Annotated in this window: 10 protein-coding genes and 1 pseudogene; 3 read left to right on the top strand and 8 right to left on the bottom strand. The window is 47.9% G+C overall.

Features of this window, described 5'->3' with window-relative positions; all coding sequences use genetic code 11:
- Position 1: 1 nt before the first annotated feature.
- The 6 genes from KNQ04_RS13780 to gltB form a co-directional block, all read right to left on the bottom strand.
- Positions 2-439, bottom strand: coding sequence for a PTS mannitol transporter subunit IIA (locus KNQ04_RS13780; RefSeq protein WP_251137063.1), 438 nt, complete (start codon positions 437-439; stop codon positions 2-4).
- 22 nt (positions 440-461) lie between these two features.
- Positions 462-1,895: a PTS mannitol transporter subunit IIBC gene (locus KNQ04_RS13785; protein WP_214851449.1), complete on the bottom strand. Its 1,434-nt coding sequence runs from the start codon at positions 1,893-1,895 to the stop codon at positions 462-464.
- Between the two features lie 199 nt (positions 1,896-2,094).
- The gene (locus KNQ04_RS13790) at positions 2,095-4,113 is read right to left on the bottom strand and encodes a BglG family transcription antiterminator (protein WP_214851450.1); all 2,019 of its coding nucleotides are present in this window, start codon (positions 4,111-4,113) and stop codon (positions 2,095-2,097) included.
- Complete coding sequence (locus KNQ04_RS13795; protein ID WP_214851452.1) at positions 4,106-4,399, bottom strand: PTS sugar transporter subunit IIB; 294 nt, start codon at positions 4,397-4,399, stop codon at positions 4,106-4,108. The genes KNQ04_RS13790 and KNQ04_RS13795 overlap by 8 nt, the downstream gene beginning before the upstream one ends.
- Before the next feature lie 179 nt (positions 4,400-4,578).
- Positions 4,579-6,045 (bottom strand): glutamate synthase subunit beta, encoded by a 1,467-nt coding sequence (locus tag KNQ04_RS13800; protein ID WP_214851453.1) that lies wholly within the window; start codon positions 6,043-6,045, stop codon positions 4,579-4,581.
- Positions 6,042-10,520: a glutamate synthase large subunit gene (gene gltB, locus KNQ04_RS13805; RefSeq protein ID WP_214851454.1), complete on the bottom strand. Its 4,479-nt coding sequence runs from the start codon at positions 10,518-10,520 to the stop codon at positions 6,042-6,044. The genes KNQ04_RS13800 and gltB overlap by 4 nt, the downstream gene beginning before the upstream one ends.
- A gap of 270 nt (positions 10,521-10,790) precedes the next feature.
- Here gltB and KNQ04_RS13810 point away from each other — a divergent pair, with 270 nt between their 5' ends.
- Both KNQ04_RS13810 and KNQ04_RS13815 read left to right on the top strand, forming a co-directional pair.
- The gene (locus KNQ04_RS13810; RefSeq protein WP_251137064.1) at positions 10,791-11,657 is read left to right on the top strand and encodes a transporter substrate-binding domain-containing protein; all 867 of its coding nucleotides are present in this window, start codon (positions 10,791-10,793) and stop codon (positions 11,655-11,657) included.
- Positions 11,654-12,340, top strand: a complete 687-nt coding sequence (locus KNQ04_RS13815; protein WP_214851456.1) for an amino acid ABC transporter permease — start codon at positions 11,654-11,656, stop codon at positions 12,338-12,340. Before KNQ04_RS13810 ends, KNQ04_RS13815 begins: the two co-directional genes overlap by 4 nt.
- A gap of 57 nt (positions 12,341-12,397) precedes the next feature.
- Here KNQ04_RS13815 and KNQ04_RS13820 read toward each other — a convergent pair whose 3' ends face one another.
- Positions 12,398-14,233, bottom strand: coding sequence for a putative bifunctional diguanylate cyclase/phosphodiesterase (locus tag KNQ04_RS13820; protein ID WP_214851457.1), 1,836 nt, complete (start codon positions 14,231-14,233; stop codon positions 12,398-12,400).
- 167 nt (positions 14,234-14,400) lie between these two features.
- Between KNQ04_RS13820 and KNQ04_RS13825 the strand changes: the two genes are divergently transcribed.
- Positions 14,401-15,030, top strand: coding sequence for an FMN-dependent NADH-azoreductase (locus tag KNQ04_RS13825; protein ID WP_214851458.1), 630 nt, complete (start codon positions 14,401-14,403; stop codon positions 15,028-15,030).
- A gap of 12 nt (positions 15,031-15,042) precedes the next feature.
- Here KNQ04_RS13825 and KNQ04_RS15680 read toward each other — a convergent pair.
- Positions 15,043-15,158, bottom strand: a pseudogene (locus KNQ04_RS15680) (IS30 family transposase); the annotation flags it as partial.

Below are 15,158 nucleotides of genomic sequence, written 5' to 3' on the forward strand. Positions count from 1 at the left end.
GTTACACCTCCATCGTCAAGAGATCGATGATTTCTTGTTTCGTCTTGGCTTGGATCAACCGTTCGACGTTTTCTTCATCAGAACATATGATGGCGATATTCGATAAAATCTCTAAATGTTCGTCGTTCACACCGGCAATCCCGATGATTAATTTAGCTTGTTCCGCCCCGAACGGAACCCCTTCCGGTGCTTGAAGAATCGATATTCCTGATTTTGCGACCTCATGCTTTGCGTCTTCCGTACCATGGGGAATCGCAACATGGTTGCCGATATATACACTCGAAAGCTGATGACGTGCCTGCATTGCTTCGACATAAGCCGGACGGACGAACCCGTGCTCGACGAGGAGTTCCCCCGCCGCACGGATTGCTGCTTCATCCGAATCAAACCGTTGATTGAGTAAGACCATTTCTTCAGTCAATTTCATTGCTGTTGCCATCGTAAATTCCTCCTCTATTTGTTTAGGAAATTTTATTGCGGGCCGTCTCGATTTCATGGACCAACTGATCGTAATAGCTTGCGTTCAAGAAGTTTTCCACAGAACGGTGCTCAGCCCGTGGTACTTGTTCAATCGCACGTTCCGTCAAATCTTGGTGCGTAATGACAAATTCGGCATCGGCTGGCAGATTACTGATTGACGTGTTCGTGACCTTAATCGGTAAGCCTGCTTTGTTGATTTTATTTCTAAGAACAGAAGCACCCATTGCACTTGACCCCATACCCGCGTCACACGCAAAGATGATGTGCTCGACATCTGCAAGGGATGTGTTTGATTCGGCAGAAACGAGCGATGACGCGATCGCGTTCTTGCCTTTCATCGCGCTGACGTTTGCCGTCGCTTCCTCAAGCGATGTTTCCTTCGCTTTACTTGTCTTGAGTAAGACTGCAGAGACAACAAATGTGACGGACGCAGAAACGAGAACACCCGCAATCAATCCGACGTACGATCCACGTGCCGCCATCGCAAGTACGGCGATGATGCTACCTGGAGATGCCGGAGCGACAAGACCGACGTCGAAGAGGACGAATGTCAAGATTCCGCTCATTCCACCTGCGATCATCCCGAGCAAGAGGACAGGCTTCATTAAGACATACGGGAAGTAAATTTCGTGAATCCCACCGATGAACTGGATGAACGCTGCTCCCGGTGCCGTCTTTTTCGCAGCACCCGAACCAAAGATTGAGTAGGCAAGTAATAAACCGAGTCCTGGTCCCGGGTTTGCTTCGAGTAGGAACAGCACGGATTTTCCTGCTTCACTCACCTGGTCGAGACCAAGTGGACTAAGAATGCCGTGGTTGATGGCGTTGTTTAAGAATAAGATTTTCGCTGGTTCAATGAAAAGACTCGCAAGCGGCAATAATTGTGCACTGACGATTGCGCCAACCGCCGCTGCCATGACATCATCTAGACCTGTCATGATCGGACCGAAGATTTTAAATCCACCCATCATCAGCAATCCACCGATGATTCCGACAGAGAAGTTGTTGACGAGCATCTCTAATCCCGGCTTCACTTTTCCTTCAATCAAATGATCGAATTTTTTGATGATGTATCCTCCAAGCGGACCCATGATCATCGCACCGAGGAACATCGGAATCTCTGTTCCGACGATAACCCCCATCGTCGCGAGCGCCCCGACGACACCACCTCGAACGTCATGCATTAATTTACCACCCGTAAATCCAATCAAGAGCGGTAACAAATAGGTGATTGTCGGACCGACTAATTCTGCTAAGCTGGCATTCGGTGCCCACCCCGTCGGAATAAATAATGCTGTGATGATCCCCCACGCTATGAAAGCACCAATGTTCGGCATGACCATGCCACTCAAAAAGCTTCCAAACCGTTGGACTTGTACGCGTAATCCGCGTGCCCTTGTCGTTGTAGTTGCCATTGCTGTACCCTCCGTTTCTTAAAATCGATTAATAAGTGCTTGTCTACACATTGATTGTAAGCTGACTGCAAGCGCTTACTCAATCATTCCTAGTTCAAGCTTTGGCAAGCTAGTTGGACAACTTGAAAAGATAGACTGGCACGCAAAAAAGCTTTCATCGCAGAACGATGAAAGCTTTTTTAATTGGACGAACGTTCCCTTACGTCTCAGACGCATTTAATTCCCGTTCAATGACTTTACGGAATGTTTCATTTAAGACGATTTTTACTTGCGCTTCATCCCCATATTCGAATTGTGTCGTCCGTTCGTCACTCTCGATGATCGCGCCACTGATTGAACTGAGCAGCTGAAGCAATTCATCCGATGCTTGTTCCGGTGCGACGAGGACGAGAATCCGTTCGATGGGATGAAACAGTTGATCCATCCCGAGCAATTCGATCGTTCGATTCAACTCAAATATCAAAAAGGCACCATGACGAATCGAGTCGTCCCGTCCATGGAACAACGCAAGCCGCGTCCCCGGAATGCCGAGACCTGACATTTCGTGCCGGCGTAAGAGTTGTGTTGATAATTGGACGGCAGAATGGGCGATTTCTTTCGTCACCATGACTGTACTCACCTCAAGCAACAATTCTTCTAACCCTTCTGAACGCGAAGAAATCGTTTCAATCGAAAAGCGTTCCGCTAACTCACGTGCCGTCCGGACAAGCTGTTCCAATCGCTGTAAATCAAGCCAACCGGGTGTATCCTTTCGAAGCGGTTGTTGGAAGGATTTTGGTAAGGACACGAGCAACTTTCTGACACGAGCAACTTCGTCTTGGGGCAATAACGGATTGACGAGCAGATGGGGTTGGCTGATGTCTGGCAGTGGAACAGTGGATAAGACGAAGTCGTATTCCGACAAATTCAACCGATCGATACCGAACAATGAAGAATTTTCGATTTGCTCAAGTTCCGGGAATTCTTGGCGCAACCGGTTCATCAATAATTTTGACGATCCGAGTCCCGCTGAACAGACGACGAGGACCCGGTATGGCGTCTTCGGCACGGGTTTACTTAACACGGCCCCAAAATGCATCACCCAAAAGGCAAGATCATAATCCGCAAAGGCTTGGTCTGAGAATACGGTTTCAGCCGCTTGTTTGACGGCATCGAACAGACGCGGATACTCGCGTTCGATTTGTTTGATGACATAAGCAGGATTGACGACATTTTGCCGGGTATAGGACATGATGTGTGAGATCAAACCTCGTTCTAACGCCGAATCCTCAAGAAAAGATTCCCCATACAGCAAAGAAACATGGTCAATTAACCGTTTGACCCGTAAGCGAATGACAAGTTCTTCCGACGTATCCAGATGATCCTGTTGAAAATTCCGTAGTTCTTCCGATAACCACTGCCGCTCCGCGATGTTTAATGCATAAGGTAAGCGTTGCTCCAATCGATCGACCCGCTGCAACACTTCAATCGGATACGCCTTCAACTCATAATGCATCGAAAACTCATCCATTCGTAATGCTTGAATCGTTAAAGCAATCGTTGCCCGCATGATCAGACGGTCACTGACATCGTGTTGCTTCGTCACCGGAGCGATGACGGCATACGATTGATTAATCGCCTCGATCCAGCGCTTACGTTCAGCTTGAAGCAAGGACGGAATCTGATCGAGGTCCCCCTGCAATAAACGGTAAAACGACAAGACATCCCATTGTGTAAAGATTAAGGAAATCAATAAACGCCGTTTATCGATTTCGGCACCGATGACTTCGGCACCGATTCCCTTTTTTCGGCGTAACTCGAGGTCGTACTCTTGAAACCATTCATCGATGCGCTCTAAGTCTTGGCTGACGGTACTCGGTGCGACATACATCGCATGCGCGAGTGCCTGTAATTTCATCATGCCGGGTTCTTGCAACAGCCGGTAAGCAAGCTCGACTTGTCGGTCGTCCGTCGAGGGCAGCATTTTATGGGATAACAATAGTGCCTCCCGCAGCTGACGTTTACTACTTTCATCCCCGACTAGGACGAGTCCGCGACCACGTATGTAGTCGAGCTGTAGCTGGAATGCCTCGATCGACTGTCCGATGCGCTCCCGTTCACGTTGGATCGTCCGCTCTGACGTCCCGAGCGTTTCTGCGACATCCTGGACCTGGACAGGATCGGTTTTCGTCAACAAATAAAATAAGATGTCCCGTTCTCTCGTTGAAAATTCAATCAAATCGACTCAACTCTTTTCTCAGTGTAATGATGACATCATCATATGCCGCTTCTATTAAAACTTGATTGATGAAAAAGACATGATCTCCCGCTTTTCGTAAGACGTTCCGAATGATTCGTTCCGGACCGACGATGAAGGAGGCATCGGATGGAAGTTCTTGAACCCGATAAGTCCGAACCGTCACCTGTAATTTTTCCTGTTGTAACCGTTTCCGTAAAACTTGTGCACCCATCACACTTCCGACTAACCCAGATTCACAGACAAATGCAATTTCGATTGCTTTCATGTCATCTTCTCCCCATTTCTCCTTTATCGTAGCGGATATGACTGCAAATGTGTGAACTTCTGATTCCGATATCAGAAGTTCTTTTTTCTGAAGTGTCACGGATGATGGACAGACAAAAAAATAACAAAAAAAACCATACAAAGAAACAGCAAACGTTTCGTTGTATGGCTTTACATCATTCATCCTGTCCGCGTCATGAGTGACAGATGGTGTTCGACCGCTTCCGCAACTTCTCGCCCTTCCCGGATTGCCCAGACGATTAAGGACTGTCCGCGCCGGGCATCCCCTGCCGCAAACACACCTTTACGGTCTGTCGCATACCGGTCCGTCTTGATTTTTCCTTGTTCCGAGGAAACCGCCAGTTGTTCCAATACCGTCTGTTCGACTCCACTGAAGCCGATCGCAATCAACATCAAATCGACTGGATAATATTTTTCCGTCCCTTCGATCGATCGAAATTCAACGGTTCCATCTTCATGCTTGATTTTTTCATTATGAATCGTCCAGACCCCCGTCAAGCGACCGGAATCGCTTGTCGTATAACGGGTGATCGCAATCAAGTATTCACGGGGATCACGGCCGAACTGATCATATGCCTCCGCGTAACCATAATCGAGCGTAAACAGGTTTGGTGTATCCGGCCACATGTTGTCTTGTGACCGGGCCTTACCCGGCATCTCATGTTTGCCGAACTGGACGACAGAACGACATCCTTGCCGGAGTGCCGTCGCCACACAGTCCGCTCCCGTATCGCCACCACCGATGACAAGAACATCCTTGCCTTGCGTATCGTGTTGTTCAAGAAGAGCTTGATGCGACAACAGGTGACGCGTCACACTTGTTAAATAGTCCATTGCATAACCGACACCGCTTGTCGGCAGGTTCGGTAACGTCCTCGGTTCTGTCGCTCCGACGCAGAGAATAACGGCATCAAACGTTTGTTCGAGCTGTTCGAGCGTCACATCCCGTCCAATCGTCACACCGGTCTTAAACAGGATACCTTCTGCTTCGAGCAAGTCGACCCGACGCTTCACGATATCTTTCGATAATTTCATCGCCGGTATACCATACGTCAACAAACCACCAATCTGGTCTTCCCGCTCAAACACCGTCACCCGGTGACCAGCCTGATTCAGTTGATCAGCAGCCGCGAGTCCGGCCGGCCCCGAACCGACCACGGCGATGTGATGTATCGACCGGTTCAATGGCACCCGTGGGACAACCCAGCCTTTTTCAAAGCCGATATCGATGATTGAGCGTTCAATTTGCTTAATCGCGACGGCTGGTTCATTGATCGACAGCGTACATGACCCTTCGCAAGGTGCTGGACATACGCGCCCCGTAAATTCAGGGAAGTTATTTGTCTGGTGGAGACGTTCAAGTGCCCCTTTAAAATCGCCTTCTTCGACGAGGAGGTTCCATTCCGGAATCAAATTATAGACCGGACAACCGATTTTGACATGCCCGTATGTTTCTCCGACGTGGCAAAACGGTGTTCCGCAGTCCATGCACCGACTGGCTTGCTCCGAGGCCTCACTTTCAGAAAACGCTTCTTTATATTCTTCAAAATCTTGAATCCGTTCCCGACTCGCGCGTTCTCGTCCGGACTGGCGAGGAACACTCATGAATTTATCGCGTCTTTTCATTGTTGACCTCCCGTTCCGCGTCCGAGGTGTGTCTCAAACGCTAACAACATCGCTTCTTCTGTATTGTGTCCTTGTTTCGCATAATCCGCCATCAAGGTCGTCACGACTTGGTATGTCGTCGGGATGACACGGATGAACGAACTCAAGACATGGTCCCAGTTCGAAAGGATCGCGTGTCCTTGTTCGCTGTTCGTCCGCGCGACGTGGCGTTCGACGAACGTCTTCAGGCGTGCGGATTCTTCCGCGTCCGTCACGGCGCCGAGCGTAACGAGCTCAAGATTGACGCGGGAGCGGAATAACGCGCTGTCTTTCGGTAAGACGTAGGCGACGCCACCCGACATTCCGGCGGCAAAGTTTTTCCCGACGTCACCTAAAATGACGACGCTCCCGCCTGTCATGTACTCTAAGCCATGGTTCCCGATTCCTTCGACGACGGCCGTCGCGCCACTGTTTCGAACGGCAAACCGTTCCCCGGCCTGTCCATTGACGTAAAGCTCCCCACTCGTCGCCCCGTATAGGGCGACGTTCCCGATGATGACTTGTTCTGACGAAACAAATCGTGTTTTCAAATCCGGACGAACGGCGAGAATTCCGCCGGATAGCCCCTTCCCGACATAATCATTGGCATCCCCGGTTATGTTCAACGTCATCCCGCGCGGCAAATAAGCACCTAAGCTTTGCCCAGCTGACCCGGTCAGATTCAACGTCAGTCGGTCAGATGGTAAACCCATCGCGCCGAACAGGCGTGTCAGACGGGAACCGGTCTGTGTCCCAATCGCCCGGTCCGTATTGGTAATCGCGAGCGCGAACGTTTGTTTTTCTGTAAAGGCTTCTGCGTCAAGCAACGGAGCGATTTCCCGGTAGTCAAACGACTTTTCAACCGCATGGTCCTGAGTTTGCACTGCCGTCGCGTCATAGTTTGCCATGACGAGTAGGCGTGAGAAATCGAGACTCGAGGCTTTCCAGTGCGCTGCATACCGATCGGACGTCTGCAAGAGATCCGTTCGGCCGACGAGTTCCGCAAGACTACGCATCCCGAGTTTTGCGAGATATTCCCGAACTTCTTCCGCGACGAACGTCATGAAATGGACGACGTGATCGGCGGACCCCGTGAATTTCTCACGTAACTTCGGATCTTGTGTCGCGACCCCGACCGGACATGTATCTAAATGACAGGCACGCATCATGATACAGCCGACGGCAATCAGCGGTGCTGTCGCAAACCCGTATTCGTTCGCTCCGAGCATCGCAGCGATGATGACATCACGTCCTGTTAATAATTTCCCATCTGTTTCTAAGCTGACCCGTTCGCGCAGTCCGTTCAACGCAAGCGTCTGGTGTGTTTCAGCGAGCCCGAGTTCCCACGGCAGACCGGTATGTTGAATACTCGTCTTCGGTGAGGCCCCCGTTCCTCCATCATGTCCACTGATGACGATGACATCGGCAAGCCCCTTCGCGACGCCGGCGGCAATCGTTCCGACGCCACCTTTCGCAACAAGTTTGACACTGATCCGCGCCTCGTCATTAGCACGTTTCAAGTCATGAATCAATTGGGCTAAGTCTTCGATAGAATAGATGTCGTGGTGCGGTGGTGGCGAAATCAGACCGACGCCTGGTGTCGAAGCGCGGACCCGAGCAATCCATGGATAAACTTTTTCACCCGGAAGTTGTCCACCTTCACCTGGTTTTGCCCCTTGCGCCACTTTTATTTGCAGTTCATCTGCATGGGTCAAGTAATGGCTCGTCACACCAAACCGCCCTGACGCAATCTGTTTAATCCGGCTCATCCGTGAGTCTCCATTTTCGTCAAGCTGATAACGCTCTTCTTCTTCGCCACCTTCACCGCTGTTACTTTTTCCGCCTAACCGGTTCATCGCAATCGCAAGTGTCTCATGCGCTTCTTTCGAGAGGGAGCCGTAAGACATCGCGCCTGTCTTAAAGAATTTAACGATTTCACTTGCCGGTTCCACTTCTTCAAGTGGAATCGATGTCGTTTCTTTGAATGTCAACAAATGACGAAGGAACGTCGCCGGCTCTTCCGCAACCTGATTGGAGTAGCGTTTAAATAACTGATAGTCGCCTGTGCGGCAAGCATGTTGCAACAAATGAATCGTCGCCGGATTGAAGGCATGGTGCTCCCCGTCGTTTCGGTACCGGAAGACACTTCCTGATTCCAGGTACGTCCGTTTCGTTCCGTCTTCATGTTGTCGTTTCGCTTCTTTCTCAATCAAAGCGAGGGACAGACCACTGAGCTGCGAGACCGTTCCCGTGAAATAACGATTGATCACATCGGTCGAAATCCCGACTGCCTCAAAAATTTGAGCGCCCCGATAACTGAAGACGGTCGAAATCCCCATCTTCGACATGACTTTGACGACACCTTCCGTTACGGCAGTGCGATAACGAACGGCAGCTTCTTCCTGATCGATATTCATCGCGTCGTCTAATGTCGCATAGACCAGGTATGGATAGATCGCATCAGCCCCATATCCGAGCAAAGCTGCGAAGTGATGGACTTCCCGCACTTCTCCCCCTTCGATGATTAAGCTGACTTTCGTCCGTAGACCCGTCCGGATGAGATGATGATGAACAGCGCTCGTCACGAGAAGGATCGGTATCGGGATGGCGCCCGGTCGAATACCTCGATCAGACAAAATGAGCAGTTCGCAACCCGATTTGACTGCGTGAACCGCTTCTTCGAGAAGCGATTCGAGTGATTCCTCCAAATCACCTGTGAATAACGTCGATACCGTTTTTTGTTTTAGTTTCGTCTGACTTAACGCATACGCTTCAGTAGGAATCAAGACAGGTGAATCCAATCGGACCCGGCGGCAGTTTTTTCGGTTCGGTGTCAACAGTTCACCTTGCCGCCCGAGCCAGGTCATCGTCGACGTGACGATTTGTTCACGCAGCGCATCAATCGGCGGGTTCGTGACTTGCGCGAACAGTTGCTTGAAGTAGCGGAACAACGACTGGGGCCGTTCACTTAACACAGCGAGTGGGATATCCGTTCCCATCGCTCCGAGCGGATCTTTTTTCTCTTCGACGAGCGGAATCAGATAGTGTTCGATATCCTCACGCGTATAACCGAATAACCGTTGTGTTGCTCCTAAGTCCATCACCTTTTCCTGATGGCTCAACGTCGGTAATTGAACCAGCTCTTCTGATAACCATTCCGCATACGGATGACGCATCGCTAGATCACGTTTGATTTCCTCGTCCGAAATCAATTGACCCGAGCCAAAATCGAGTAATAATAACTCGCCTGGAACCAAACGTTTCTTATAAAGAATCTCTTCTTCTGCAATCGGTAAGACACCCGACTCCGAAGACAACATGAAGTGGCCATCGCGCATCATGATATACCGGGCCGGTCGGAGACCGTTTCGGTCGAGCGTCGCACCAATTTGTTTCCCGTTCGTAAAGACAATCGCGGATGGTCCGTCCCACGGCTCCATCATACTACTGTGATATTCATAATAGGCTCGCTTTGCCGGGCGAATTTCTCCATGCTCGAACGGTTCCGGTACTAACATCAATGCCGTCTCAGCAAGTGTCATTCCAGACAGATACAAAAACTCAAATGCATTATCAAGCATCGAGGAATCACTTCCTGATTCGTCGAGAATCGGTAAGACCTCTTCAGCCCGACGTCCATAGGTGGTCTGTGCTAAACTTTGTTCGCGACTACGCATTGCCTGAATGTTTCCTTGAAGCGTGTTGATTTCTCCGTTATGGATCAAGTAGCGATTCGGGTGGGCACGTTTCCAGCTCGGGAACGTATTCGTACTAAAACGAGAGTGGACGATTGCAAAACCAGATTGGTACCGTTCGTCGCGTAAATCGTCAAAATAGAGGCCGAGCTGGTCTGTCGTGACCAGTCCTTTATAAACGATTGTTTCACTCGAGCTACTGAGCACATACTGTTCAATCCCTAATCGATTCGCCTCACGTTCGAACGCCCGACGAATCATGAAGAGTGTTCGTTCGAATGCCAATCCTTCGATTTCTTTTGCTTCGACGAAACATTGCCGGATGACAGGCTCGGTTTGACGGGCTTTTTCACCAATCACTGCATTCGAAACCGGGACGGTCCGCCATTCAATCAACCGTTGTCCTTCTGATAAAACGATGGATTCTAAAACACGTTCCAATCGTAGACGCAGACGCTCTTCTCGCGGAAGAAACATCATCAGAACACCATAATCTCCTTTTTTCGGAAGTGTTACATTCCGTAACGTCGTCCGAAAGAGGCGGTCTGGAAGTTGTGTCAATACCCCCGCACCGTCTCCTGTTTTCGCGTCGCTCCCTTGTCCCCCGCGATGCTCCATCTGACAAAGCATGGCTAGCGCATTTTCGACGATTTCGTGGCTCGGTCTCCCCGTCCGATGGGCGTAGACTCCGATTCCGCATGCATCATGCTCTTGCTTCGGATCGTATAATCCTTGCCGATTGGGCACCTGATGAAATGACATACTCTCACTCTCCTTTAACCGTCTAAATTTTCTGTATATTCAGTTAAAATCTAGTTTACACTCTTTTATGATTATTCGCCAGCCTGTATAATTTAGGATATTTTGCGAAATTAATTCGGAAATACCCATTAATAAACAATGATAACGCTTACAAAGATGTGAATAAACATGCGAATTATTTTTTTAAGAGAATTATTTTGCAATGAGTTTTAATTTTTGCACCAGATGTTTCAAGCATGGTATTTTTATAAGGAAGATCGTTATTTATGTATGGAGAGAGGAAGGAATAAAGTGAAGAATTCGATTAAATGGACGGGACTCTTGATTGCAGGAACAACCCTTTTCCTAAGTGCATGTGGTCAAGAAGAAGAACAAAAGATGACTGCATATGACAAAATAGTAAAAGATGGGACGTTGACGGTCGCGACGGCAGGAACGCTTTACCCCACTTCATTTCATGACGAAGACAGCAATAAACTGACTGGTTTTGACGTCGAAGTCGTCAAGGAAGTTGCAAAACGTCTCGATTTGAAAGTAAAGTTTAAAGAAATGTCATTTGACGGCATGTTAACAAGCGTCAACACGGGGCAAGTTGATATGGCAGCTAACGACATTACGATCACAGAAGACCGTAAAGCTAAATTTGCATTTTCAAAACCGTACAAATATACGTATGGTACAGCCATCGTCCGTAAAAGCGATTTATCGGGAATCAAGTCGCTTGAAGACTTAAAAGGCAAAAAGGCAGCCGGTGAAGCGACGACGACGTATATGCAAATCGCTAAAAATTACGGGGCGAAGGAAGTCACTTATGATAATGCAACAAACGATCAATACCTCCGTGACGTCTCAAACGGTCGGACGGATGTCATCTTAAACGATTATTACCTGCAAACGCTTGCTGTTGATTTCTTTAAAGACTTCGACATCACGATTCATCCGGATATCGCATACAACCCAAGTCAAGTCGGTCTGATTATGGATCTTGACAACAAAGAACTGCAATCAAACGTCAATGCCCAAATCGAGAAGATGAAAAAAGATGGGACACTCGCTAAAATTTCAAAACAGTACTATGCCAATAAAGATGTCTCAAAAATGCCTGACGTCAAGACGACGATCGTGGACGTGAATTGACATATTTACAAAACATCGACTGGCGATCCATTTTCAATCCTGAACTTGCAATCGATGCCTTCCCCTACATTTTAGGCGGCCTCGGTCACACACTTTGGATCGCTTTCGCAAGCATGGGCTTCGGATTGGGGTTCGGATTACTTCTTGCATTAGCACGCCTTTCGACTTCTCGGTTCCTCCGCCTGAGCGCGACGCTCTATATCTCATTCATGCGTGGTGTTCCGATACTAGTCGTCCTATTCATGTTGTATTTTGGTCTGCCGGTCATCAATATCGAGCTCGACGCTTTGACAGCGGCGATCACAGGATTTAGTTTAAACAGTGCGGCGTACATGGCAGAGATCATCCGATCCGCCATCCTATCTGTTGATAAAGGACAAAAGGAAGCTGCCCAATCGCTTGGTTTGTCTCCTTACCGCATTTTGGTCGGAATCATCCTCCCCCAAGCGATTCGCCTGGCGATTCCACCACTATCAAACGTTTTACTCGATTTAGTCAAAGCGTCTTCACTGGCTGCGATGATTACCGTCCCCGAGATTTTTCAACGTGCAAAAATCGTCGGTGGTCGCGAATTTGATTACATGACCGTCTATTTCGTGATTGCTTTCATTTACTGGGGCATTTGTGCAGTGATTGCAGCGGTTCAAGAATTACTAGAGCGTCATTTCGCACGGTACCTCTAAAAAACACCGTCCTTTTTCCTGATTGATTAAATCAGGAAAAAAGACGGTGTTTTCATTTTAACCTTGCTTATATAGAAATGGCTCGACTTGTAACGGTTGCAACGGCTTATGGAACAAGTACCCCTGTAACGTGTGACACCCTAAACGATGTAACAATCGGGCCTCTTCCTCAAGTTCAATCCCCTCTGCGACAATCGTCATGTTCAACCGTTTTCCTAACTGAATGATCATTTCGACGATTGCCCGTTTTTCATCAGAATGAATTGCTTCCTGGACGATTTCTTTTGGAATCTTCAATTGATCAAAGGGAAGCTCCACTAACGTTTGCATCGATGAAAAACCGGTTCCGAAATCATCGAGGGCAATCCGGATCCCATGGAGGTGCAACTCGTTTAACGTCTCGATGATTTGATATGTGCCTTCGATGAAAATATGCTCCGTCATTTCAATTTCCAATAAATACGACGGGAATTTCGTGTCATCTAGAATCTGAAGGACTTTTTCCGTAAAATCGGGTTGGCGTAATTGCCAAGGAGAGACATTGACTGCAATCGTAATCGGATCGTGTCCTTGATCCAACCATGTTTTCCCTTGGGTACATGCACGCCGCATGACCCAGATGCCAAGCGTCTCGATGAATCGTGTCCGCTCAGCGATCGGAATGAACTCTAACGGGGAAATCTGACCATAACGCGGATGATTCCAGCGAATGAGCGCTTCCGCTCCCGTGATATGGTGGTTCTCTGCCTCGACCTGGGGCTGAAACAATACAAAAAAGTCGCGGTCTAGTTCCGCATCGTAGAGATCGCGCGTCAATTGGAGAGCACGCTTTCGTTCATTTTGTGTGTTGAGATCCGTAATGGCGAATGTGTTTTTACGATTGGATTTTGCCGTGAACAAAGCAATTTCTGCATCATTGATGATGTGATCGATTGATTCACCATTTATGAAGGCGACACCCATACTGGCTGTTACATTGATTTGTTTAAAATCGATTTGAATCCGTTCCGCAATACAAGCTAAAATTTCTTCGCAAAGTGATTCGATTCCTTGATGGACTTTCGTGTGTAGTAAAAAAGCACTGCCACTTGCTTTAGCGACCAGGCATTCCGGAAAACGTGTCATCAGGCGGCTCCCAATCATATGCAAGGCACGGTCACCCGTCCGGTATCCGAACGCGTCATTGACTGTCTTAAAGTCATCCAAGTCAATCAGACACACCGCATCTCCTTCACTCGCTCTTTTTTCGACGTCGACTACAAAAAACGGACGATTGGCGAGACCTGTGACCGAGTCCGTGAACGCTTGTTCTTGTAACTGAGCGAAATATTCGATATTCCGTTCAAGTCGTGTCACGTATTGTCGGTGGATCAAAAGACTGATCAAGACGGCAATCACGACCATACCGATTCTTGCAATGTGATCAGCTATCGTGAGGTTCACCGTCGCGTTCGGCACCCGTAACCAAATGTACAAAAAAGATATGATCGTGATTGATGTCGCGTACAGTAACATCGTCCGGTTGATGACGACGAGTGAGGTTAACAGAAACAGTAATGCGGATGCCCAGACGGTTTGCGCTCCATTTTCGATAAACGGATAATAGACGAATGGGATCAATAAAAAGACCGTCGACATGACATGCGGTTTCAAGCGATCCGACACGTCACTTTTTCCGATGACAAACTGACAGATCCCCATCAATAAGATGACGAGCGCGCGCCAAAAATCAATCCATTCGAGTCCACTACTGCTAAAGTAACTTGAAACGATATATAAGATCGATCCAGAACTAGTCAGAACAAGAGCAATCATCCCGAATAAACGATAGTTCGCCTTTGCTTCGCGCATGTACTGCAAATTTATTGAAGAAGGGCGCTGCTGATTTTTCATCTCATTCCCTCTTTTCTGTTTCTTCTTATACTTTTTACCTTTACTAACAATTCCTAAAACCTAATTTTTACTAAAATAATGATTTAGATGGAAAAGTATACTTCTAGACTAAACGGGGTATCTTCCTTATAACAGCGAAATTATGTACAACGAGAGGAGCTTTTATGATGACCCACTTATTATTCATTGAAGCGAACGATAGCACGCACCAATCTCGAAGTGTCAGTTCACAGATGAACGATGCATTTCTAAAAACCTATCGTCAAAAACACCCGAAAGATGAAATCACCGTCCTCAATTTATTTGAAGAACGGTTACCTTTTTTTGATTTAAGTTTAGCTAAATCAGCTGCACGATTATTTCGTGGTGAATCGTTTGATGCTGAAGAGACTGAGCGGGTCGAGCGCTTGCAAGAGTATTTAAATCGCTTCTTAGAGTCTGAAAAAATTGTTTTTTCCTTCCCGATGTGGAACTTGACTGTCCCTGCCCCACTGCATAACTATATGGATTATCTTGCACAAGCGGGACAAACCTTTCATTATACTGCAGAAGGATCCGTCGGGCTTGTGACAGGTAAACGTGTTCTCTTATTACATTCTAGGGGAGGCGACTATTCGACGCCTGATAAAGTCGCTTCAGATCACGCTCTCCGGTATATGACAGATTTACTGCAATTCTTTGGTATCACGGATGTCGAATCGGTTATCTTAGAAGGTCATCAACAATATCCGGAACAAGCAGCAGAACTAATTGAAAAAGCCCTCTCAGCGTGTGAGAAGGCGGGAACGATATTTTAAAACGATAGATTGTCAAATTAAGTGCAACACTTCTTCTGAGAAGACCTCATATGCAGTTCTCCAGTTAAGACATTTTCTTGGTCTACCATTTATCCAGGCGAGCGCTTGAGCGAGTTCAGAGCGACTGA

Source organism: Exiguobacterium sp. s193 (genome assembly GCF_018618755.1).
Classification (GTDB): Bacteria; Bacillota; Bacilli; order Exiguobacteriales; family Exiguobacteriaceae; genus Exiguobacterium_A.

What these genes read in the sequence shown, in the direction of transcription:
- KNQ04_RS13780 (WP_251137063.1), bottom strand. Translation starts at nt 439, where the DNA reads ATGGCAACAGCAATGAAATTGACTGAAGAAATGGTCTTACTCAATCAA.
- KNQ04_RS13785 (WP_214851449.1), bottom strand. Translation starts at nt 1,895, where the DNA reads ATGGCAACTACAACGACAAGGGCACGCGGATTACGCGTACAAGTCCAA.
- KNQ04_RS13795 (WP_214851452.1), bottom strand. Translation starts at nt 4,399, where the DNA reads ATGAAAGCAATCGAAATTGCATTTGTCTGTGAATCTGGGTTAGTCGGA.
- KNQ04_RS13800 (WP_214851453.1), bottom strand. Translation starts at nt 6,045, where the DNA reads ATGAAAAGACGCGATAAATTCATGAGTGTTCCTCGCCAGTCCGGACGA.
- gltB (WP_214851454.1), bottom strand. Translation starts at nt 10,520, where the DNA reads ATGTCATTTCATCAGGTGCCCAATCGGCAAGGATTATACGATCCGAAG.
- KNQ04_RS13810 (WP_251137064.1), top strand. Translation starts at nt 10,791, where the DNA reads ATGGAGAGAGGAAGGAATAAAGTGAAGAATTCGATTAAATGGACGGGA.
- KNQ04_RS13820 (WP_214851457.1), bottom strand. Translation starts at nt 14,233, where the DNA reads ATGAAAAATCAGCAGCGCCCTTCTTCAATAAATTTGCAGTACATGCGC.
- KNQ04_RS13825 (WP_214851458.1), top strand. Translation starts at nt 14,401, where the DNA reads ATGACCCACTTATTATTCATTGAAGCGAACGATAGCACGCACCAATCT.